Origin of the sequence: Psychromonas marina (genome assembly GCF_030161115.1) — a bacterium.
Classification (GTDB): Bacteria; Pseudomonadota; Gammaproteobacteria; order Enterobacterales; family Psychromonadaceae; genus Psychromonas; species Psychromonas marina.
This window is the reverse complement of sequence record NZ_BSPQ01000004.1, coordinates 71,739-93,000: the sequence shown is the minus strand read 5'-3', so window position 1 is coordinate 93,000 and position 21,262 is coordinate 71,739. Positions and strand designations below refer to the sequence as shown.

The following is a 21,262-nucleotide window of genomic DNA, read 5'->3' as shown; positions in this document are numbered from 1 at the left end:
AGCGCCTGCTGAAGTAACTCAACAGGCGCAATAATATTAACTATTTAGATTTAATGACTCGCCTCATCCACCAAATACAAGATGGATTGATAAGGGATACCACTGTGGTGCGATAGCCCTATTTCACAAGTCCGACTATTACTAAATCCACGTTTACAACTATTCGGCACTTGCTCTTTTAGTGTATGCAGCGCTGCTTCATTCAATTCAGGGGTGGTAAAACCTTTATCGCCCGCCCAACCACAACATTGAATATGTTCAGGGATAATCACTTCTGAAGCACAGGTTTTAGCCAACTCAAGCATGCTATTTTCTAACCCCATGCGACGCGAACTACAGGTCACATGTAACATTACCGCTTCATCAATGGGTTTTATGGTTAAATGCTCAAGTAGATATTTAAGCACAAAACCTGTCGGCTCTAGTACCTCTATCGGTTGGCTAAACTTTTCGATACTCTGTTTTGCGCAGGGGCTGGTATCCATTAATACCGGCCATTTTCCCTGCTCAGAGGCTTGCCATAAAACCTTCTCTAACTGTTGTGACTTTTGATCCGCAAGTGCATTCATCCCCTTGCTATCGTAGGGCATACCACAACATTGATCTGATAACTGCTCTGGAATAATAACTTCAAATCCTGCTTTTTTGATAAGAGATTGTGTCACCTCGGTTAACGGACGGTTATCACTATTACCAGCCTGTTGTCCCATGGTGCGACTTGCACAGGAGGGTAAATACACCACTTTTTTAGCACTGCTGTTAGCAGCTTTTGTACTTTGTACAGGGCTGTTATTCGCACTCGGTATTTCAGGTATCCAGATGGGTGTTTTGCCCGCACTAATATTACGCACCCCATTCACTACCGTACTAAGCGTTTTTTTACCCAACACATTTTGCGCGACTTGATTTGTTTTCAGCCCCAGACTAACCATTTTAGTGGTGGCACTGAAATGGTTCGCTGTCCAACGTGCAATAGGGGTGAACTTTTTATATTTATTAGTGCGTAATTTTTTAACTAGATCGCCAGTATTAATGCCTACAGGGCAACGTTCGGCACATAAACCTGTCGCAGCACAGGTATCTAAACCTTGGTATTCAAATACCTTGCGTAAATCTTTTATGTTTTCCGTTTCACCAGCACTTTCTCGACGTTGTAGTTCACGATACAGCACAATACGTTGACGTGGCGATAGACTCAGCGTGCGTGATGGACACACTGGCTCACAAAAACCACACTCAATACAGCGATCAATTAACTCATCAGCTTTAGGCATCGGTTTTAAGTTTTTAAGATGCGACTGTGGATCATCATTAATAATCACCCCTGGGTTTAATAAACCGCAGGGATCAAACAACGCTTTAATTTTCTGCATTAGGGCATAACCATCTTTGCCCCACTCTAGCTCAACATAAGGCGCCATATTACGGCCTGTACCATGCTCCGCTTTTAGTGAACCCTGATATTTAACCGCCACTAATTCAGCCACCGCATCCATAAAATCGCCATAGCGTTTTATCTCATCAGCATCTTCAAAGCTTTGTGTGAATACAAAATGTAAATTACCTTCGAGTGCATGACCAAAAATAATCGCTTCATCATAATGGAATCGGTCAAACAGTTTTTGCAGATCCAGCACCCCTGCGGCGAGATGTTCAACGGGGAAAGCAACATCCTCAATAATCACCGTGGTACCAACTTCCCTTACCGCGCCAACAGCAGGGAACATACCTTTACGAATACCCCACAACGTCGCGACTGTTTCAGAATCGCTGGTAAATGGAATCGATTCAATCACTTTAAATTGTGCAACGGTTTGCATGATCGTTGCGCATTGCTCTTCTAATAAGGTTTTATCACTTGCGCGTGACTCTATTAACAAGGTCCCAGCTTGCAGGTCTAAACCTGCAATAAACGCGGGCATTCCGGGTTTATCAGCAACGGAACGCATTGCACGACCATCCATCATCTCAACCGCTGATACCGGATCTTTGCTTAATGCAGTCACCGCTTGACTCGCTTCATCAATATTATTAAAAACAATCAGCGCTGACGCTTTATGGGGATGTTCGATAACGGTGTTATAGGTTATTTCAGCAATAAACCCTAACGTACCCTCGGAGCCGATCATTAAATGTTTAATGATTTCAATCGGGTCTGAATAATCGACTAAGGCATTCAGTGAATAACCGGTAGTATTTTTAAGGCGATATTTATGAACAATGCGTTGCGTTAACGCTTCATTCTTCGCGACTTCAGCGCATAACGCGTTAATGCCCATTATTAAACGCGATTGATTAGACTCAAAAGCACGAATACTTTGTGGACTAGCGGTATCAAGCAAGATGCCATCTGCAAATACTAACTTCATACTATCAACGGTGCGGTAGGAGTTTTGCGCACTGCCACAACACATACCACTGGCATTGTTTGCGGCAATTCCACCTATTTTACAAGTATTGATAGAAGCAGGATCAGGGCCTATTTTACGCCCAAAGGAGGCTAGGTACTTATTCGCATCTGCCCCAATCACCCCCGGTTGCAGGGTGATTTTATGGCCATTGTCACTGATTTTATGATTTCGCCAATCATCGGTTAATGTGATTAACACCGAGTCTGATACCGCCTGCCCCGACAAACTGGTCCCTGCCGCACGAAAGGTATAAGCAATATTAAATTGAGCACAGGCTTGGATAGTAAAAATAACTTCATCAAGATTTTTTAAACGCAGCACCATTTTAGGGATTAAGCGGTAAAAACTAGCATCGGTACCATAAGCAAGCAGCAGCGCTTGATCGGTAAAAATTCTATTTTCATCAATACGTGTCTGTAGCATATCTGCTAGTTGTTGATACTGCTGAACATTATTTTCCATTACATATCCTCAATTAAAATGACAACTAGCTGGCTAGGACCATGCGCACCATAGGCGAGTGTTTGTTGTATATCGGCGGTTTTAGAGGGGCCTGAGACCAAAACGATGTTGGTTGGCATCTTATTTTGCCACGCCTCTGTTACCATCAACTCCGCAAAATTACTGACAATTGTTGAGCGTTTGATTAACGCGATATGCGCGGGTGGGATTAATGATAGTGTTCTCGGCTCGGTATTATCAGGCCATAATACTAAAGTACCCGTGTCAGCAATTCCTACTCGACAATGGGTAATACCCGCATCAATGTCATTAAATAGTTGTGACTTACATTGCGCAAAATCAACATCAAATTGTAAGATATTTAAGGGGTGAGTGATTTGCACTAGGCTAATCGCTTTCACAATCTCGCTATGTAAATCCCCACCCGTACCGATCGCAATCCGAGCAAACTGTTTTTCGATAATAAGCGTTTTAAGCGTCTCGTTTAATGCATGCCTATTAGTTGTTAGCACCTCGGCATGGCTGGCGCTCAAGCCGTCAATAAAACGTGTTTTTAACACCTCTGTTTCGTTGCTTACCCAAGGTTGATAAGCGATCGTTTCCATTGTTTTCACTTTAGGATTCGCATCACGAAGACGCGCGAAAATAGCCTCTCTTGAACTGCTCATGATTGATCCTTTTTATGACTTGCCTTGAGTAATTGATGCAAGGTTTTACTCGCCGGTTTTGGCGCACTTCGGCACTGCGTCCAAGCCCCTAACTTGCTCGGTATTAATCCTCTGACTTTGGTCGCTGACCAACTGCCCAAGTGATAAATAGCGGGATGAGTCGCCGCATAAGCAAAACTTTTCATCGCTAACATTTCTGTTTTACTTGCCGCCGATGCTTGCCCTTTTATCTCAGGATGCGCTGCTGTTGCTGGATTTTTCGCTTCATTACGTAAGCGTTGTAACATCTCTGGAATCGGTATTTTCACCGGACAGACTTCGCCACAGGCACCGCATAAACTCGATGCGGTCACTAGATCTTTGGTTTTCTCTAGCCCCATCATATGCGGCGAGATTATTTTACCAATCGGCCCCGGATAAACCGTACCGTAGGCATGTCCGCCAATACGGGTATAAACAGGGCAATGATTCATGCAAGCACCGCAACGAATACACTGCAACGTTTTACGCATCTCTTCATCCTGAAATGCTTGTGTGCGGCCATTATCAAGCAATACCAAATGCACCTCTTGAGGCCCATCTAACTCGCCTTCACGACGCGGTGAAGTGATCATATTGAAGTAGGTGGTGATCGCTTGCCCCGTTGCAGAGCGCGTTAAGGCACTATAAAGCGGTGGCACATCGGTTAAAAACTCAACCACTTTCTCGATACCCGTAATCGCGATATGTACATCAGGTACGGTAGTGCACATGCGACCATTACCTTCGTTCTCTACCAAGCATAATGTGCCTGTTTCTGCGACCGCAAAGTTAACCCCAGACAGCCCGATATCAGCGTCCTGAAACTTTTGACGCAAACGACTACGACCGGTTTGAATCAGTTCATCAACATCAATCGTAGGCGTGAAATTATCAAGGTGTGCGGCAAAAGTATCACTCACCTCCTGTTTGTTTTTATGAATGGCAGGCATGATGATATGGGAGGGTTTATCACCATCGAGCTGCACGATATATTCGCCCATATCACTTTCTAAACAGTTGATACCAAGTTTTGCCATCTCATGGTTAAGTTCAATCTCTTCACTGACCATCGATTTACCTTTGATGATCTCTTTGGCGTTATGACGCTGTGCGATATCTGCAATAATCTGATTAGCTTGTATGGCGTCCTCAGCCCAATGCACTTGAATGCCATTATTGATGCAATTGCTTTCAAGTTGCTCTAATAGATCGGGTAACTTACTTAAGCAACGTTGGCGAATCGCTTCGGATAAATTGCGAATATGTTTCTCTTCCGCCACATCAGAGAACGCGAGTTTGCGTTTATCTTTTAAATAATCCATCGCGCCACGAAAGTTTTGACGCAGTTGAGGATCAGCGAGTGCTGCTTTTGCTTGCTGATGAAAATGCTCAGGGGCGAGCGGTTGAATGTGAACGCCGTTGTTCAATGAATTGCTGTCAGATTGACTCATTCTATTGTCCTCCGGTACGCGCCAATAAAAAGCTCGCAAGGTGTACGCCACGTAACGCTTTATTCTGATACTCCAACGCACCATTAATATTAAGTAAACAGCCCCAATCAGCACTGACCAGCTCAGTGGCCTCGGTAGCACAAAGGTGTTGGGTTTTATCTTCCACCATCGATTGGCTGATATCAGGATGGCGCACCGCAAAAGTGCCTCCAAAACCACAACATTCACTCTCATAAGCTTGTTCTCGAATCTCTACGTTATCAAGCTGCTCAAGCAGTTGTGTCGCGGTAAGATGTACGTTCATTTCACGACGCGCGGCACAGGAGGTATGCATCACCACCACACTTTTATCGCCTTGATCAATTAAGCTCGCCCTGCAGACATTAACCAGAAACTCGGTTAATTCAAAAACCCGATCGCAGAACGTATCTACCATCGCTTGATTGCTATCACCTTTGAATAAACGGCGATAATGATGATGCATCATGCCCCCACAGGATCCCGACAATACCACCACTGGCCAATTTTCAGGGAACAGGTCAATCTGGCTTTGCGCAACCTGTTTAGCTTGTTTGTCATACCCAGAGCTATAGGCAGGTTGACCACAACAGGTTTGTTTCTCAACAAAAATCACTTCAATACCTTGCTGCTCGAGTAGTGTTATCGCATCAAGGCCCGCCTGTGGATCAAACATATCAACAAGACAGGTGGCATAAAAATAGACTTTAGATGGTTTTGCAGGGTAGATACGCATTACTGTTCTCCTTTACTGCTATTGTGGTCGCTCTTTCAGTCTATCTCTGTTTATTGTGTCGTTAATGATGAGATGACAATTATATGAACTGAATAGGAAAATAAGGCTTATTTCAGCGCAACACCGACCTAGGCTTAATGCCTAAACCGTTGCTGCAATTATATTTATTTCGTACCTTGCGCGACGATTAGGCTATCGCTGATATTAAAACCATAAATAATCACTAAACCAATAATGCCTGTCGCAACAACATAATAGAATGTAGGGATCACCGTTTTACGAAGGGTGATACCCTCTCGCCCAAGTAAACCAACGGTTGCTGATGCAGCGACTACGTTATGAATGGCAATCATATTACCGGCAGCAGCTCCAACTGCTTGCAGAGAAACAACCGCGGCACTAGAGACACCGATGGTTTGTGCTACTTCAAACTGAAACTGACTGAACATCATATTTGAAACCGTATTAGAGCCTGCAATAAATGCACCTAATGCACCAATCGAAGCGCTTAACGCAGGGAACAGATCACCAACTATACCTGCTGCAAAATGCGCAGTGGTGACCGGCATACTTGCTAAATCAGCACCATTAACACCTGAGTTGATAAAGATACGCACCATTGGAATGGCAAATACCAGAACAAAACCTGCACCTATCAGTGTTTTACTTGATTCTTTAAAGGCATTGCCTAAGGGCTTGAGGCTGCGCGCTTGTAATAGCACTGCAAGTAACGCAACAAAAACCAAAATGCCGCCAGGTAGATAAAGAGGCTGGATCGCTGAACTCACACCCACCTCTCCTAAAATGTTACTAAATGACAGGCTAAAGCTTTTTAAGAAACCTTTAAATTCAGGGCTAACACGGCTAGCAACAAGCACGATGGCTAATAACAGGTAGGGTGTCCAAGCAAGCGTAAGGCCCATTTTACTTTTCTGCTCTGTTTTTAAATCCATTTTTAGTGAACCGAACCACTCCTTCGGCCATTTATCTTCACTGTCAAAGTCCCAAGTAGTTTTAGGTACTAAGAAACCTTTTTTAGCCGCAGTTACGACAATTGCAAGACTCACTAAACCACCAATTAACGAGGGGAACTCTGCACCAAGAAACACACCGGTTAAGGCATAAGGAACAGTAAATGCAAGCCCAGCGAAAATAGCAAAAGGTAAGATATCTAACCCCTCTGTCCAACTTTTTTTGTTTCCAAAGAAGCGCGTCAGCATCATCGCCATTAATACCGGAATAAACGTACCAACCACCGCATGAATCACCGCAACATTGCTGGTGATCTCTTGCAGATAGATCTCCCACGTCGAACCACCTGCAACCAGTACCTCAGAAATATTATGGGTATCAAGTCCTCTATTCACACCAACAATAATAGGGGTTCCGACAGCACCAAATGAAACAGGTGTCGATTGAATCATCATGCCCATGACCACTGCGGCCAATGCAGGAAAACCGATAGCCACTAATAACGGTGCAGCAATCGCTGCAGGCGTACCAAAACCAGATGCTCCTTCAATAAATGAGCCAAAGCACCAAGCGATAATAATGGCTTGGATTCTACGGTCGGCGGATATGTCGATGAAGCCATTACGGATAACTGAGATAGCCCCAGTATGCTTTAAGGTATTCAATAAAAAAATTGCACCAAATACGATCCACAATACTGCCACCGTAATGGTTAACCCCTGTAACGATGAAGCGACAATACGTGTTACGGACATATCCCACGCAAAAAGAGCGATAATAACGGTCATTACAAAGGCCACTGGCATGGCACGTTTTGCAGGCCAGTTAAGACCAACCAATAAAACAGCGGCGACCACTATCGGTGAGAATGCGATTAACGCGAGTAGAGTATCATTCATATTATTTTCCTTGCTTGCTATCGCTTGTTGGCTTAGCTAAGTGTGCTTAAAACAGAGTGAAGTTCATTGTCGATATTTATTACGGGTCTTAATTAAAGCCCCTTTAATTTGTTATCGAGTTGTTAATGGAGTGTGACGATACTCCTTTCTTTTTTATCGATATAGAGAAATAATGAATAACATTATTTCCAAAAGTTGATTAATCATGGCAAAGACAGACGACCTGATCCTGTTTGCTCAAGTAGTTGAATATGGGTCTTTTAGTAAAGTGGCAGAGGTTAATTCCCTTACAAATTCAGTGGTTAGTAAACGAATTGCACGATTAGAGGCTGACCTTGGTGTGCAACTTTTGTATCGAACAACACGAAAATTAACCCTGAGCGAAGCGGGAAAAGTACTTTATCAAGGGGCTAAAAGTGTGAAGCAGGCCTCTGCTGAAGCGATTGATGCGGTTTATGGCTACGCAGAAAGTGTGACGGGGCACTTAAAAATGTCGGTACCCACTATCTCCGGTGACCTGTTATTAGCAAATGCAGTGGCTGAATTTTGTAGTCTGCACCCAGGATTAACGATCGACATGTCTCTCAAGAACTCATTTGTTGACTTGGTTGAGGATGGTTATGACTTGGTAATACGAACAGGCTACTTGGGAGACTCTAATTTAATTGCACGTCATATTATCGATTCTCAATGGGTTATTTGTGCTGCTCCCAGTTATATAAAGAAGCATGGCAAACCACTACAACCTGAAGAGTTGATCAACCATAATTGCCTACAATACGCCTATCAAACAACCGGTGCATCTGAGTGGGAGTTCAAAGGAGATAATGGCAACTATATTGTCAAAGTAGCCGGTAACTTTTCAACCAATAATGCTGGCGCGTTACGCAAAGCGGCATTAGGCGGCTTTGGTTTAGCTTATGTCCCACGCTGCTTAGTTTACCAAGACTTTTTAAACGGAGACTTAGTCGATATTTTTCCTGATCGGGTCGGAAAAAAACTAGGTATATACGCTGTTTACCCCTTCACTCGTCAGCCTCCTCTCAAAATTCGTTTATTGATTGAACATATCAGGAAGCACTATTTAGCCATTGGGCAATGCTTTTAATAACAAAATAAATTTTAACGATTGATCAATATGATAAAAACAATTGACTTAAAATCATAGCGTTATTAGATATGGTATCATTTACCTCTCACTGACCAGTCACCCAGAATGGATAACAAATGCGACTTAAAAAGCTAATGCTTATAAGCTTATTACCACTACTTTTATGCTCAGCTTTTTCTGTAAATGCATCCGGTGATAATATTGAGATCCGCACTATTGGCTTCCCTCCTTATGGTATCAATACACAAGCGGAGTTAAGTGGCATCTACTATGAGATGGCTAATATCCTTGTTAGTGGCGCAGGTTACGCCCCACAAAATAGAGTTGCTCCCTACGCACGCATTATCAAAGAGATGAAGTTTGGCGTCATTGACCTGACGATTATGTTTCGCTATCCAGAACTAGAAGAGTACGTTGAATATATTGCACCGCTACCTTCTATAAAAACCGTTGTGATGGGTCTACAGGGCAATAACTTCACTAATATAGAAAGTTTAACGAATAAAAAAATTGCTTATTTACGCGGTGCCAAATTCAGTGATGAGATAGATAACAACGTAAGTATCATAAAATATCCGATAAACAATTATGCACAAGGTGTGAAAATGCTAGCAGCAGGGAGAGCAGATGCCATTATTGGCGCTCTTGATCCAATTCTCCGATCAGCACTTTACCTTAATGATAAAGAAATTTTATTTGGTGAACCTTTAGTGGTTGACTCGCGAACACCTTGGATACAAATTTCTAAAAAAAGCCACAACAATATGGATGTAAAAAAGTTAAAGGCGAGCTTTTTGGCGATGCAGCGCGAGGATACACTGAAGCGTTTAAGCACTAAATATAATAACCAATCACATCTAAAGCAGTAAATTTTACTATGAAAATCATCACACCCAGACTTATTTTACGCCCAGTTGCTGTTACTGATTTTGAGGTTAGCTATCAATTATTCAGTGATCCTGATGTGATGCGGTTTTCATTAAACGGCCCCTATAGTAAACAAAAAACCATTGAATTCATTGCAAACTGCATCAAACAAACAGAACAAAATCGGCCTAGCTTACTCGCCGTTTTAGATAAAGAAACGGAATTACTGATTGGATACTGTGGATTTTATATGCAAACAATTAATGGTATTGAAGAAGTGGAGCTAGGTTATCGATTATTAAAATCTCAGTGGGGAAAGGGATTAGCGACTGAAGCCGCTATCGCAATGAAAGAATATGCTTTTCAAGAGATGGGATTAACACGCTTAATTTCAATTATCGATAAGGACAATATCGGGTCGGTACGGGTTGCTGAGAAAGTTGGTTTAACAATAGAAAAAGAGCTGCTCTATAATCGTAAAATACACGTCGCGATCTATGCCATTAATGGTTAGCGCTAAAGACTAAAGTCCTCTCCAGTAACTGCAGAGAACTTGTTTATCAACATTAAAGTAATATCAGAGCCCTTTTCTCTGCTGATCTTTTAGCGCCTTCTTCTTCGCTCGATTATTTTCAAGCTGCACTAGCGCATCAGAACCGAGGTGAGACTGACCACGCTGCTTCGCTAGGCGAATCTGTTTTTCGCGTTCACTAAAGCGCTGTTTTTGCTCGTCACTAATGCTATCAAAACAGTGGTGACAACTAATGCCCTGCATATACTTATCTGATTTTTTATCTTCTTCAGTAATCGGTAAACGGCAACCATGACACTGATCGTAGGTGCCTTTTTCTAACTGATGATTTACCGAAACACGATTATCAAACACAAAACACTCACCTTTCCACATGGTCTCCGACTCAGGCACCTCTTCTAGGTACTTTAAAACACCGCCTTCTAAGTGATAAACCTCATCAAATCCCTGCTCTTTTAAGTAGGCAGTAGATTTTTCACAGCGAATGCCCCCTGTACAAAACATCGCCACTTTTTTATGCTGCTTCGCATCAAGGTTATCTTTTACGTATTGTGGGAACTCACGAAAGTTGGTTGTTTTTGGATCCACCGCATTTTCAAAGGTACCAATACTAATTTCATAGTCATTTCGAGTATCAACTAATAAAACATCTGGGTCGCTAATTAAGGCGTTCCAATCTTTAGGTTTTACATAACTGCCAACACTACGGTTAGGGTCAATGCCCTCAACCCCCATCGTGACAATCTCTTTTTTGAGTTTTACCTTAGTGCGGTAGAACGGATTAACCTCATCAAAGGACTCTTTAGTAGTGAGGTTTTCAAAACGAGGGTCTAATTTGAGCCAAAAAATAACATTATCAATCGCGGAACGACTGCCGGCAATGGTGCCATTGATACCTTCACTGGCTAATAATAGTGTCCCCTTAACTTCATTATTATTCATAATATCGAGTAAAGGTTGTTGAATTTCTTGATAGTTTTCAAGCGCGACAAAGCGATATAACGCACATACGACGGTTGTTGACATGGTTCTTCCTTGTTAGCTAACTAGAACGTAAATCCAGTGCTGATTTAATTGAACAGCGATTATACGAACTAATTATTAACAAATACACAACAACAATGTAACAAAAATACGTGAGATTAACGTTTAAAAAAGGACGATAGGGTAATCATACCAATGAATAGTAGGAGCACCTTGATCACTACCAGCTACCTTAATCGCTTACCAGTTAATGCGTGGTGGATTTGAGAAGGGTTATCTAAACCGGATACTTCAGCGTCGATAGTTGTCGCCAAAAGTGGATTATCGATAAACATCGCTTTAACTTGCTCGGCATTAGTGCATGCCTCTAAGCCAGAAAGGTTAGCACTGGTTGAGATGATAGGTTTAGCAAATTGGCTACAAAGTTGCTGCACAATAGGATGGTCACTCACTCTAACTGCTACGCTATCAAAGTCACCACTGATCAATTTTGAAAGGGATTTTTTTGCAGGTACAACCCAGGTAAAGGGACCCGGCCAGGTATTCTTTATCGCTGTAACTTGTTGCTCTGTGAGCATTGAAAAATCAGCATAGTGTTGCAACTGTTCAATATTAGCAGCAATTAAGATCAGGCCTTTATGTGCCGGACGTTGTTTAAGCTGTAATATTTTTTCTATCGCGAGATCGCAATCAGGATCGCAACCAAGACCAAAAACAGATTCAGTGGGGTAAGCAATAACACCTTCATTGTGCAGTGCACTCAGTGCGTTACTTAAGTCAACCTTAGCCAAAATACTATCTCCCTTCATATTTATAAGTATGATTTACAGTCGATTATATCGGCTTACTACGATACCCACACCCTTTTTTAGGACATATTATGCGAAAAGTAGCGGCAGTTTTACGCTCAACTAAGATTGGCCAATGGCAATCAGGGCAAAATTCATTAACCGGTTTATCGTTAACCGCATATTTACACGAGGGATAATTATCACAGGCATAAAAGGTTTTCCCATAGCGAGATTGACGCTGAATAAGCTCGCCTTTTTTGCATGATGGACAGCTAATATGTTGTTCTTTTGGGTCTTCTTTAGGTGGCTCTGTTAATTGTGCAGTATGCTGACATTCAGGATAACCACTGCAACCGATAAAGAGACCATAACGGCCCTGTTTCAATACCAACTCTTGTGCACACAATGGACAGCTTGTACCGACGAGTACTTTTTTTATCTCTGTTTTTTCGTGCAGTGGTCTTAGGTAGTCACACTCAGGATAACGCGTACAACCAAGAAAGGCCCCCTGCTTACCGTTGCGAATATGCAGTTCAGCACCGCAATCAGGACAGAGATCAATGGTTTTCATATGTGTGGTGGGAAGGTCATCTTTACTCATATTAATGGATCAGCCCATCTTCAAGATCCATTAACATGGATTCTAATTGTAAAAATTCACTTTCACTGCTTGGGTCATTAAATAACACCATCAATATTAACCATTTTAAGTCTTGTAACTCGAGTTCATTCAACTCCAATAACATCGCGCAATCAATTACAATTTCACGAGTATAACCGTTGAGAATCTCAGCTTGCTCTAAATAGGAGATATACCCCTGACACGCACTGTTTAAACGAAACTGTTCCTGTTCACTATACACACGATGTGAAGTTAGTTTTGCTAGTTGAACACGGTTGCTTTCTTCAGTTTCATGCAACCCTGATAGATGATCTAACCACGCTAACGCCTTGGAGATATCGGCACGTTGAAAGCCTTCCTCCAATAACTCTTCAGTGATCTCCTGCGCATCGACCTCTATATTTTGATCAAGCTGCATATAGCTTTCAAATAGATAAATAATTACTTCAAACATGTTTACTCTTTTACCTTTTATATGCACCTGATATTAAACAAGATACGATGTTTAATACGCTACATAAAGAAAACTAGGGTGAATATTAACACCGTTATTTTTCACAACGACGGGTATAACCTTCAGCAGTAACCTCAATTCTACCAGTTATCTCTAACTCTACTAACTGATTTTGCAAATTGATAATATCAAGGCCAGTACGGGAGAGTAGTTGCTCAAGTGTCGTGAGGTGAAAGTCGATATGCTTTAATAAAGCATGATCATCTGATTGGGGAATTAGTGGGGTAGGGATAGGGGATATATTTAGCGATGTAACAAAATTGAACTCTTCAATAATGTCAGCACTATTGACCACCAGTTTTGCCCCCTGTTGGATAAGTTGATGGCAACCACAAGCCTGACTATTATCGATGGAACCGGGTAAAGCAAACAACTCTCTATTTTGTTCATTTGCATAACGGGCAGTAATCAATGAGCCACTTCGCTGTGACGCCTCAACCACCAATACGCCAAGTGATAACCCAGAGATAATCCGATTTCGACGCGGGAAATTACTCGGTATCGCAGGGCTATCAGGCCAAAACTCCGAAACAAGCAATCCATTTTCAATGATCTGTTGCGCTAATTGATTATGTCGCTTGGGGTAGATGTTATTGAGGCCAGTTCCTAACACCGCAATGGTTTTACCATTGATATCTAAGGCTCCTTGATGTGCCAAGCCATCAATCCCAATCGCCATACCGCTGGTCACAGTAAAACCAGATTGCACTAATTCACGGGCAAATTGATAGGCCTTTTCTTGCCCATAAGGCGTGCTATTTCTACTGCCGACGATGGCAACTTGAGGGGTTGATAATAAACCGATATCGCCCTGCACATAGAGTAATAAAGGAGGGTTACTGATCTCTTTTAATTGCGGCGGGTAGCGTTGGTCATCAAAACAGATAATGTCTCTGCTTGCAGATAACTGTAACCAATCAATATTTTTTTCTATCTGCGTGAGATTGGGATGCAATAAGGCATCAATTTGAGCCTCTTTTAAGCGGTAACTTTCTAAGGTTGTCCTAGGTAGGTTTATCAGTTCCTGTAGCGGGTGTTTGCTTAACAGTTTAAAAATAGTGCGCTTTTGTAACGCTGGAATAGCATCAACTACCATCCAGCGTTTAATATGCTCAGTGGATAAAGGAGGTATTTCATCTAACTCAAATAGGTTTTGTTGAATAGTTACCTTCCTTTAACCTCACTTTAAGCGATAGCTAACAAATTAATGATTAAAACTCTAAACCTTTAATTTTATATTTTGCGCCCATTGCATCAGTACTACGCATCACTAAAGCAATACTTACTTTTTCATAGACTTTAAAGACCATTAATTCACCTAAGCGTTCTGCTGGAATGATGATATCTGGACTACCCACTTGATCAAGAGAGCTAGCATCACTTTGATATTCAATCTTATTTTTAGTGACTAAAACACCAGGGCCTGAGCGCATGATAGAAAACAGTGAACCAATTTGTATATTTTCACGACTACCTTTATCAATTACAACGACATCCCATTTACCAATTGCAGAGACATTATTAAGCGCACCTAGAATGTGCCCTTCAACTTCCGATGATACCGGCTGTGGTAAAAAGTAAGCGGGTGTCGTTTCATATTCAGGAATCGGTAAAATCAGGTCACCTTGACGCGCTTCACGTGCACTCTTTAAAAGATCAAAGGGTGTTGCCTGTTCAGTAGCAGTAACATTGATACTCTTAGAAACTTCCGTATGACCAATAAAAATTAACTGTTTACCTAAAAACTCTCCCGTCTCAGGTTCAAGGTAATCATTGCCTTGGCGGTAGATACCATATAATTTTCCGGCTTCATATTGCCCTTGACCATAAAAAACATCGCCTTCAAGAAAGCGAGGAGTCCCGACAGCATCACCTAATAATCGTGGTGCTGCAACGAGTAAATCGGGCTCAATAATATGATCTCGTGATAAAAAAGCAGAAATGGTCGCAAGTGGAATAGTAGGAATTGCCACCTCTTTATCTTCTATGCGAGGAGTAGGTGATAATTTTTTTAATTTTTTACGCGTTAATTGTGGCTCTCCATCAACCCAAATTAAGGTTAATACGTCACCAGGGTAAATAAGATGTGGATTTTCTACTTGGCTATTTGCTTGCCATAAACGCGGCCATAACCAAGGAGTATTTAAGAAGTGAGCAGAAATATCCCACAATGTATCACCCTTTACAACCGTATAGGTTTCAGGGTGATTCTCTTTTAGAATCAGCGTGTCAGCAAAAGCTGCAAAGGAAAGTGCTGCTCCTAATAAGAATGAAGTAATACGTTTAAATTTCATAACAATCCCTGTTTTGTAAGTAAATCTGTTTTTATAAGGAACTGAGCCCCTACATAACCTCACGATGCTTTGTTGCATCTTCAAGCACCATGGGTATAGAATTAGTATTCTTTAACATTAACTATAGAGCAAGATAATATCATGGCTTTACTTGAAGTATTACATTTTCCCGATCAACGCCTTAGAACCGTTGCTAAAGCTGTTGAGCAGATCACACCCGAGATCAAAAAAATTGCGGCAGACATGATTGAAACCATGTATGACGAAAATGGCGTTGGGCTAGCTGCAACACAGGTTAATATTCACTCGCGTATCGTCGTGATTGATGTCTCTGAAGATCGTAACCAACCTATGATCATCATTAATCCTGAAATTATAGAACAATCTGGCGAAGAAGAGTCTCAAGAAGGATGTCTTTCTGTTCCAGATACCAACGCTGATGTAAAACGCAGTGAATTTGTTACCTTACAATATCTTGATGTTGAAGGTGAGAAACAGGTTCTTGAGGCAGATGGTTTAATGGCCGTTTGTATTCAACATGAATTAGATCACCTTAAAGGTAAGCTGTTTATCGACTACCTTTCACCTTTTAAGCAGAAACGCATTAAAGCAAAACTTGAGAAACTACAGCGTCAAAACGCTAAGTTTTCATAAGAACTCTTCATTACAGCCCATTTACAGCGTAGGTAATATATTTTAGTGGAAAAATTAAACATCGTTTTTGCAGGTACACCTGACTTTGCAGCAAAACATTTAAGTGCTCTTATTGAGTCAGAATTTAATGTGGTTGCTGTTTATACGCAACCGGATAGACCTGCAGGTCGTGGTAAAAAACTAACTGCGAGCGCAGTAAAAGCATTAGCTCTTGAGCACGATTTACCGGTATACCAGCCAGAAAACTTTAAATCTGAGCAAGCGGTTTCTGAGCTTGCTGCACTCAATGCCGATATCATGATCGTTGTTGCTTATGGCTTAATTTTGCCAACCGTTGTTTTACAAACGCCACGTTTAGGTTGCCTTAATGTGCATGGTTCTCTGCTACCAAGATGGCGAGGAGCGGCACCTATTCAACGTGCTATTTGGGCTGGAGATAAAGAAACAGGCGTTACCATCATGCAGATGAATGAAGGCCTTGATACCGGTGATATGTTAACCAAGGTAAGTTGCCCGATTGATAGTGATGAAACTAGTGCGTCACTTTATGAAAAACTAGCGACACAAGCCCCACAAGTACTCGTTGATACTATCAGTCAACTCGCAAAGGGTGAGTTAAGCGCTGAAGTACAAGATGAAACGCTTGCTAATTACGCTAAAAAATTAAGCAAAGCAGAGGCTCTGATTGATTGGACACAGGATGCTGAATTTATTGAGCGTTGTGTACGTGCATTTAATCCTTGGCCAATGAGTTACTTCGAAGTGGCCGATAAACCCGTTAAAGTGCATAAAGCGAACATTATCGCAGAGAGCTCAACACAGCCCGTTGGTACAATTATTAGCGCTGATAAAACAGGTATCCAAGTTGCCACTGGTAAACATATTTTAAACCTACAAGTGATTCAACTTGCAGGTAAAAAAGCAATGCCGGTACAAGATATATTAAACTCACGTAAAGAGTTATTTGCACTAGGGACTGTGCTGACCATTAAAGGTGAACAAGCATGAATACCCGCGCATTAGCTGCAAAAGTATTAAACCAAGTCGTAGAACAAGGGCAATCTCTTTCCCAAGCGCTACCGACTGTACAACAAGACCTTAACCCTAAAGATAAAGCACTGGTTCAAGTCTTTTGTTATGGGGTGCTACGCACCCTACCGCGCCTGGATTTTTTCTGTCGCTCATTGATGCAAAAACCTCTCAAAGGTAAACAACGTGAACTTCACTTTTTGATTTTGGTGGGTTTTTATCAACTGCTTTATACACGTATCCCTAGCCATGCTGCGGTAGGTGAAACGGTAAACGGTGCCAAAGCCCTTAAAAAACAAGCTTTGAAAGGCATGATAAACGGTGTTCTACGTAACTTTTTGCGTGAAAAAGATGCCTTAATCGAAAAGGCTGATCAGCAAGATACATTAAAATATTGCCACCCTGGTTGGCTAGTTAAGCGTTTACAAGCAGCTTATGGCGAAGAGCAAGCTGCAGCCATTATGACTGAAAATAATCAGCAAGCACCGATGTGGTTACGCGTTAATAATATCCATCATACTCGAACTCAATATCAAGCCTTATTAGAACAGGTTGAACTACCTAGTTTTATTGCTGCGGATGCTGAAAACAACAATGCATTGCGCTTAGAAAAAGCAACCGATGTTTATAAATTACCTGGCTTTACAGAGGGTTGGGTATCTGTTCAAGATGGCGCTGCACAATTAGCTGCACACTACCTTGGCGCACAAGCCGATGAGCTTATTCTAGATGCATGCTCAGCACCTGGTGGTAAAACAGTACATACTTTAGAGTTGCAACCTAATATAAAACAGATGGTTGCCGTTGATGCTGATGCGAAACGTCTAGTACGCGTACAAGAGAACTTAGATCGCTTAAACCTGAAAGCCACGGTTATTCATGGCGATGCTTCCAAACCAAACGATTGGTGGAACGGCGAGCAGTTTGATCGTATTTTATGTGATGCGCCATGTAGTGCGACGGGTGTTATTCGTCGTCATCCGGATATTCGTTGGTTACGACGTGATAGTGATATCGCTGAATTAGTGACATTACAAAAAAGCATCCTTAATGCATTGTGGGAAAAATTAAAACCAGGTGGTATTTTATTATATGCAACCTGTTCAATCTTACCCGATGAAAATGAACTACAAGTTAAAAGCTTTTTAGAAAGTAAAAGCGATGCCACATTAATTCCATTATCTGAACAATATAATAGCGATACGCAAGGACGTCAGTTATTACCAAATGAAGATGCAATGGATGGTTTCTATTACGCGAAACTTCAAAAAGCCCTATAATTCAACGGTAATTCAGAGAAATAGTGCAGGTTTTCGACTCTGCACTATTATCTAAATGGAACACACTGAGTTAAGCAACTCCCCTATCAACAGGATCATGGATAACGATGAAAATTATTATTTTAGGCGCAGGTCAAGTAGGCGCATCACTGGCTGAGAACTTAGTAGGTGAAAATAACGATATCACCGTTGTTGATTCGTCAAATGAACAGTTGCAAGACCTACAAGACCGATTTGATCTACGTGTGGTGCAAGGTAATGCATCTAGTCCACGTACGTTAGGTGAAGCGGGAGCTGCGGATGCTGACATGCTAATTGCAGTAACAAACTCCGATGAGATCAATATTGTTGCCTGCCAAATTGCATTCACTCTGTTTAACGTTCCGAAAAAAATAGCACGTATTCGCTCCCAAAGTATGGTCATGTTTGAAGAGGAGTTATTTAACAGTGGCGCCTTTCCTATTGACCATATTATAGCGCCTGAGAAGCTAGTAAGTGATTACATATTCCAGCTCATAGAACACCCTGGTGCACTACAAGTTGCACATTTTGCAGAGGGACGTGTTGGACTAGTGGCAATCCGTGCCTATTATGGTGGCTCACTAGTTGGCAACGCCATTTCAACCTTAAAAGAGCATATGCCTAATATTGAAGCGCGTGTAGCTGCAATATTTAGACGTGGTAAAGCGATTCGCCCACAGGGGACCACCATTATTGAAGCCGATGATGAGGTATTTTTCATCACTGCAAGCCAACATATCAAAGCAATAATGAGCGAGATGCAGAAACTCGAATATCCCTATAAACGTATCATGATTGTAGGTGGTGGCTTTATTGGGGAGAGTCTTGCAAAACGACTTGAAAAAGATAACTCCGTTAAATTGATTGAAAAGAATCTGAAGCGTGCAGAATATCTATCAGAAACACTTTCCAATACCATTGTATTTTGTGGTGACTCCTCTGATCAGGAGTTGTTATCTGAAGAGCATATCGAACAGATCGACCTATTTATCACCGTTACCAATGATGACGAAGCGAACATCATGTCGGCAATGCTAGCGAAACGAATGGGCGCGCGCAAAGCAATGGTCTTGATTCAACGTACGGCTTACCTTGATTTAGTGCAGGGTAATATTTTAGATATCGCTATCTCACCACAACAAGCAACTATTTCCGCACTCCTCACACACGTCCGTAAAGCAGACCTTAAGCATGTATATTCACTACGTGAAGGTGTTGCTGAAGCGATTGAAATTATCGCACGTGGTGACAGCATGACTTCTAAAGTAGTAGGTAAACAACTAAACCAACTAAAATTACCACGAGGTACCAGTATTGGTGCAATTGTACGTAATGATGAAGTATTGATCGCTCATGATGACACCGTGGTCGAAAGTGATGACCATGTGATTCTATTTCTGGTGAACAAGAAATATATCAGTGACATTGAGAAACTATTCCAACCTAGCCCATTTTTCCTTTAATTTGGTGCTGTAAATGGTCTATCGCCCCCTGTTTTTTATCACCGGTTTAGTCTTATCCAAGATGGCCGTGTTTATGTATTTTCCAATGGCACTGGCTTTTTATCAAAATAGCCTCGGTGGTGTGGAATTTCTTTCGGCGATCATCATTACCCATATTGCTTCTTTTATTTTCTTGTTCCTAGGTGGAGAGAAACAACGTTCTCGCTTAGGTGCTCGTGAAATGTTTTTACTCACGACTACTGTTTGGGTACTCGCCAGCCTTTTTGCCGCACTGCCCTTTGTATTGATTGAACACATTAGCTACAGCGATGCTTTTTTTGAAACCATGTCTGGCATCACCACCACCGGCAGTACCGTATTACATGGTTTAGATACCATGCACCCTAGCATCCTCCTGTGGCGCTCTATTTTACAATGGCTCGGTGGGGTTGGCTTTATCGTAATGGGAGTAGCAATTTTACCCTTTTTAAACGTCGGTGGTATGCGCCTTTTCCAAACAGAATCTTCTGACTGGTCTGATAAAGCAGAATCAAAAACACGTCGTGTCGCAATCGATATTTTGCTGGTATACCTATTTTTAAGCGTCTGCTGTTTTATCGGTTATCGCTTAGCGGGGATGAATCATTTTGATGCGTTAAACCATGCGATGACCACGATATCGACAGGCGGATACTCCACTTCAGATGGCTCAATGGGGAGTTTTTCACAGGGTGCACATTGGAATGCAATTCTGTTTATGTTTTTAGGCGGCTTACCTTTCCTGCTATTTACGCGTGCTATAAACCATCGAAATCCGATGTTCATTTTAAAAGATGCACAGATTCGAGGTTTCCTGAAACTGGTACTGTTTTGCACGCTTAGTTTAACCTTCTACCTAATTTATACCGCGCAATTTAACTGGTCAGATGCACTGCGTTTAAGTATGTTTAATGTGGTTTCAGTGATCACAACAACCGGATTTGGTTTAGATGACTTCATTACTTGGGGTGATTTCAGTGTATTAATCTTTTTTGGTTTGCTGTTCACAGGGGCCTGTTCAGGTTCAACAACTGGCGGTATCAAAATATTTCGTTTTCAGATTGCGTTTAGCCTATTAAAACGCCAATTGATGTTACTTATGCACCCACGTGGCGTGTTCCCTCAAAAATATAATAATCGTGTTGTCAGTGACGATATATTGCGTTCGCTGATCGCTTTTGTGTTGGCATATCTGACCACAATTATTGTTGCTGCACTGTTGTTAACACTCTGTGGATCAAGCGCAATGACCTCACTAACCGCGGCTATCACTGCGGTTTCTAACGTAGGCCCCGGATTGGTAGCTGAAATTGGTCCGTCAGGAAATTTTGCACATTTTTCTGATGCGTCAAAATGGATTTTATCGCTGTGTATGTTGATGGGCCGTTTAGAGATATTAACGGTTGTTGTAATGTTAACGCGCCATTTCTGGCGCCGTTAATAG

General features: G+C 41.8%; 19 protein-coding genes. 8 read left to right on the top strand and 11 right to left on the bottom strand.

Going from position 1 to position 21,262, the window contains the following annotated elements; all coding sequences use genetic code 11:
• Positions 1–50: 50 nt before the first annotated feature.
• From QQK09_RS07885 to QQK09_RS07865, 5 genes are all read right to left on the bottom strand, one after another.
• Positions 51–2,873, bottom strand: a complete 2,823-nt coding sequence (locus tag QQK09_RS07885; protein WP_284203584.1) for an FAD-binding and (Fe-S)-binding domain-containing protein — start codon at positions 2,871–2,873, stop codon at positions 51–53.
• Positions 2,873–3,541, bottom strand: a complete 669-nt coding sequence (locus QQK09_RS07880) for a LutC/YkgG family protein (protein WP_284203583.1) — start codon at positions 3,539–3,541, stop codon at positions 2,873–2,875. The genes QQK09_RS07885 and QQK09_RS07880 overlap by 1 nt, the downstream gene beginning before the upstream one ends.
• Complete coding sequence (locus tag QQK09_RS07875) at positions 3,538–5,013, bottom strand: LutB/LldF family L-lactate oxidation iron-sulfur protein (RefSeq protein WP_284203582.1); 1,476 nt, start codon at positions 5,011–5,013, stop codon at positions 3,538–3,540. The genes QQK09_RS07880 and QQK09_RS07875 overlap by 4 nt, the downstream gene beginning before the upstream one ends.
• Before the next feature lies 1 nt (position 5,014).
• Positions 5,015–5,767, bottom strand: a complete 753-nt coding sequence (locus QQK09_RS07870) for a (Fe-S)-binding protein (protein ID WP_284203581.1) — start codon at positions 5,765–5,767, stop codon at positions 5,015–5,017.
• A 164-nt stretch (positions 5,768–5,931) separates the two neighbouring features.
• On the bottom strand, positions 5,932–7,638 hold the full coding sequence (locus QQK09_RS07865) for an L-lactate permease (RefSeq protein ID WP_284203580.1): 1,707 nt from the start codon (positions 7,636–7,638) through the stop codon (positions 5,932–5,934).
• A 205-nt stretch (positions 7,639–7,843) separates the two neighbouring features.
• Here QQK09_RS07865 and QQK09_RS07860 point away from each other — a divergent pair, with 205 nt between their 5' ends.
• The 3 genes from QQK09_RS07860 (at position 7,844) to QQK09_RS07850 (ending at position 10,130) form a co-directional block, all read left to right on the top strand.
• Positions 7,844–8,746 carry a LysR family transcriptional regulator gene (locus QQK09_RS07860; RefSeq protein WP_284203579.1) on the top strand — a complete coding sequence of 301 codons (903 nt, stop codon included), beginning with the start codon at positions 7,844–7,846 and terminating at the stop codon, positions 8,744–8,746.
• 119 nt (positions 8,747–8,865) lie between these two features.
• Positions 8,866–9,618 carry a substrate-binding periplasmic protein gene (locus QQK09_RS07855; protein ID WP_284203578.1) on the top strand — a complete coding sequence of 251 codons (753 nt, stop codon included), beginning with the start codon at positions 8,866–8,868 and terminating at the stop codon, positions 9,616–9,618.
• An 8-nt stretch (positions 9,619–9,626) separates the two neighbouring features.
• Entirely contained in the window at positions 9,627–10,130 is a 504-nt protein-coding gene (locus tag QQK09_RS07850; protein WP_284203577.1) for a GNAT family N-acetyltransferase, read from the top strand.
• A gap of 63 nt (positions 10,131–10,193) precedes the next feature.
• Here QQK09_RS07850 and trhO read toward each other — a convergent pair whose 3' ends face one another.
• From trhO to QQK09_RS07820, 6 genes are all read right to left on the bottom strand, one after another.
• Positions 10,194–11,174 carry an oxygen-dependent tRNA uridine(34) hydroxylase TrhO gene (gene trhO, locus QQK09_RS07845; RefSeq protein ID WP_284203576.1) on the bottom strand — a complete coding sequence of 327 codons (981 nt, stop codon included), beginning with the start codon at positions 11,172–11,174 and terminating at the stop codon, positions 10,194–10,196.
• Between the two features lie 185 nt (positions 11,175–11,359).
• Positions 11,360–11,923 (bottom strand): L-threonylcarbamoyladenylate synthase type 1 TsaC, encoded by a 564-nt coding sequence (gene tsaC / locus QQK09_RS07840; RefSeq protein WP_348532705.1) that lies wholly within the window; start codon positions 11,921–11,923, stop codon positions 11,360–11,362.
• Between the two features lie 43 nt (positions 11,924–11,966).
• Positions 11,967–12,524 (bottom strand): DNA topoisomerase family protein, encoded by a 558-nt coding sequence (locus QQK09_RS07835; protein ID WP_284203573.1) that lies wholly within the window; start codon positions 12,522–12,524, stop codon positions 11,967–11,969.
• A 1-nt stretch (position 12,525) separates the two neighbouring features.
• Positions 12,526–12,999, bottom strand: a complete 474-nt coding sequence (locus QQK09_RS07830; RefSeq protein WP_284203572.1) for a Smg family protein — start codon at positions 12,997–12,999, stop codon at positions 12,526–12,528.
• 94 nt (positions 13,000–13,093) lie between these two features.
• Complete coding sequence (gene dprA / locus QQK09_RS07825) at positions 13,094–14,155, bottom strand: DNA-processing protein DprA (protein ID WP_284203571.1); 1,062 nt, start codon at positions 14,153–14,155, stop codon at positions 13,094–13,096.
• A gap of 115 nt (positions 14,156–14,270) precedes the next feature.
• Positions 14,271–15,353 (bottom strand): LysM peptidoglycan-binding domain-containing protein, encoded by a 1,083-nt coding sequence (locus QQK09_RS07820; protein WP_284203570.1) that lies wholly within the window; start codon positions 15,351–15,353, stop codon positions 14,271–14,273.
• Positions 15,354–15,494: 141 nt separating this feature from the next.
• Here QQK09_RS07820 and def point away from each other — a divergent pair, with 141 nt between their 5' ends.
• From def to QQK09_RS07795, 5 genes are all read left to right on the top strand, one after another.
• On the top strand, positions 15,495–16,007 hold the full coding sequence (gene def / locus QQK09_RS07815) for a peptide deformylase (protein WP_284203569.1): 513 nt from the start codon (positions 15,495–15,497) through the stop codon (positions 16,005–16,007).
• Positions 16,008–16,052: 45 nt separating this feature from the next.
• A complete protein-coding gene (gene fmt / locus QQK09_RS07810; protein WP_284203568.1) occupies positions 16,053–17,015 on the top strand; it encodes a methionyl-tRNA formyltransferase in 963 nt (320 codons plus the stop codon).
• Positions 17,012–18,316, top strand: a complete 1,305-nt coding sequence (rsmB, locus tag QQK09_RS07805; protein WP_284203567.1) for a 16S rRNA (cytosine(967)-C(5))-methyltransferase RsmB — start codon at positions 17,012–17,014, stop codon at positions 18,314–18,316. Before fmt ends, rsmB begins: the two co-directional genes overlap by 4 nt.
• A gap of 107 nt (positions 18,317–18,423) precedes the next feature.
• Entirely contained in the window at positions 18,424–19,800 is a 1,377-nt protein-coding gene (gene trkA / locus QQK09_RS07800; RefSeq protein WP_284203566.1) for a Trk system potassium transporter TrkA, read from the top strand.
• A 13-nt stretch (positions 19,801–19,813) separates the two neighbouring features.
• Positions 19,814–21,259: a TrkH family potassium uptake protein gene (locus QQK09_RS07795; RefSeq protein WP_284203565.1), complete on the top strand. Its 1,446-nt coding sequence runs from the start codon at positions 19,814–19,816 to the stop codon at positions 21,257–21,259.
• Positions 21,260–21,262: the final 3 nt, after the last annotated feature.

What these genes read in the sequence shown, in the direction of transcription:
- QQK09_RS07855 (WP_284203578.1), top strand. Translation starts at nt 8,866, where the DNA reads ATGCGACTTAAAAAGCTAATGCTTATAAGCTTATTACCACTACTTTTA.
- QQK09_RS07875 (WP_284203582.1), bottom strand. Translation starts at nt 5,013, where the DNA reads ATGAGTCAATCTGACAGCAATTCATTGAACAACGGCGTTCACATTCAA.
- QQK09_RS07880 (WP_284203583.1), bottom strand. Translation starts at nt 3,541, where the DNA reads ATGAGCAGTTCAAGAGAGGCTATTTTCGCGCGTCTTCGTGATGCGAAT.
- QQK09_RS07865 (WP_284203580.1), bottom strand. Translation starts at nt 7,638, where the DNA reads ATGAATGATACTCTACTCGCGTTAATCGCATTCTCACCGATAGTGGTC.
- QQK09_RS07820 (WP_284203570.1), bottom strand. Translation starts at nt 15,353, where the DNA reads ATGAAATTTAAACGTATTACTTCATTCTTATTAGGAGCAGCACTTTCC.
- def (WP_284203569.1), top strand. Translation starts at nt 15,495, where the DNA reads ATGGCTTTACTTGAAGTATTACATTTTCCCGATCAACGCCTTAGAACC.
- QQK09_RS07850 (WP_284203577.1), top strand. Translation starts at nt 9,627, where the DNA reads ATGAAAATCATCACACCCAGACTTATTTTACGCCCAGTTGCTGTTACT.
- QQK09_RS07830 (WP_284203572.1), bottom strand. Translation starts at nt 12,999, where the DNA reads ATGTTTGAAGTAATTATTTATCTATTTGAAAGCTATATGCAGCTTGAT.
- QQK09_RS07885 (WP_284203584.1), bottom strand. Translation starts at nt 2,873, where the DNA reads ATGGAAAATAATGTTCAGCAGTATCAACAACTAGCAGATATGCTACAG.
- trkA (WP_284203566.1), top strand. Translation starts at nt 18,424, where the DNA reads ATGAAAATTATTATTTTAGGCGCAGGTCAAGTAGGCGCATCACTGGCT.
- QQK09_RS07860 (WP_284203579.1), top strand. Translation starts at nt 7,844, where the DNA reads ATGGCAAAGACAGACGACCTGATCCTGTTTGCTCAAGTAGTTGAATAT.
- QQK09_RS07795 (WP_284203565.1), top strand. Translation starts at nt 19,814, where the DNA reads ATGGTCTATCGCCCCCTGTTTTTTATCACCGGTTTAGTCTTATCCAAG.
- trhO (WP_284203576.1), bottom strand. Translation starts at nt 11,174, where the DNA reads ATGTCAACAACCGTCGTATGTGCGTTATATCGCTTTGTCGCGCTTGAA.
- QQK09_RS07835 (WP_284203573.1), bottom strand. Translation starts at nt 12,524, where the DNA reads ATGAGTAAAGATGACCTTCCCACCACACATATGAAAACCATTGATCTC.
- QQK09_RS07870 (WP_284203581.1), bottom strand. Translation starts at nt 5,767, where the DNA reads ATGCGTATCTACCCTGCAAAACCATCTAAAGTCTATTTTTATGCCACC.
- rsmB (WP_284203567.1), top strand. Translation starts at nt 17,012, where the DNA reads ATGAATACCCGCGCATTAGCTGCAAAAGTATTAAACCAAGTCGTAGAA.
- dprA (WP_284203571.1), bottom strand. Translation starts at nt 14,155, where the DNA reads ATGGTAGTTGATGCTATTCCAGCGTTACAAAAGCGCACTATTTTTAAA.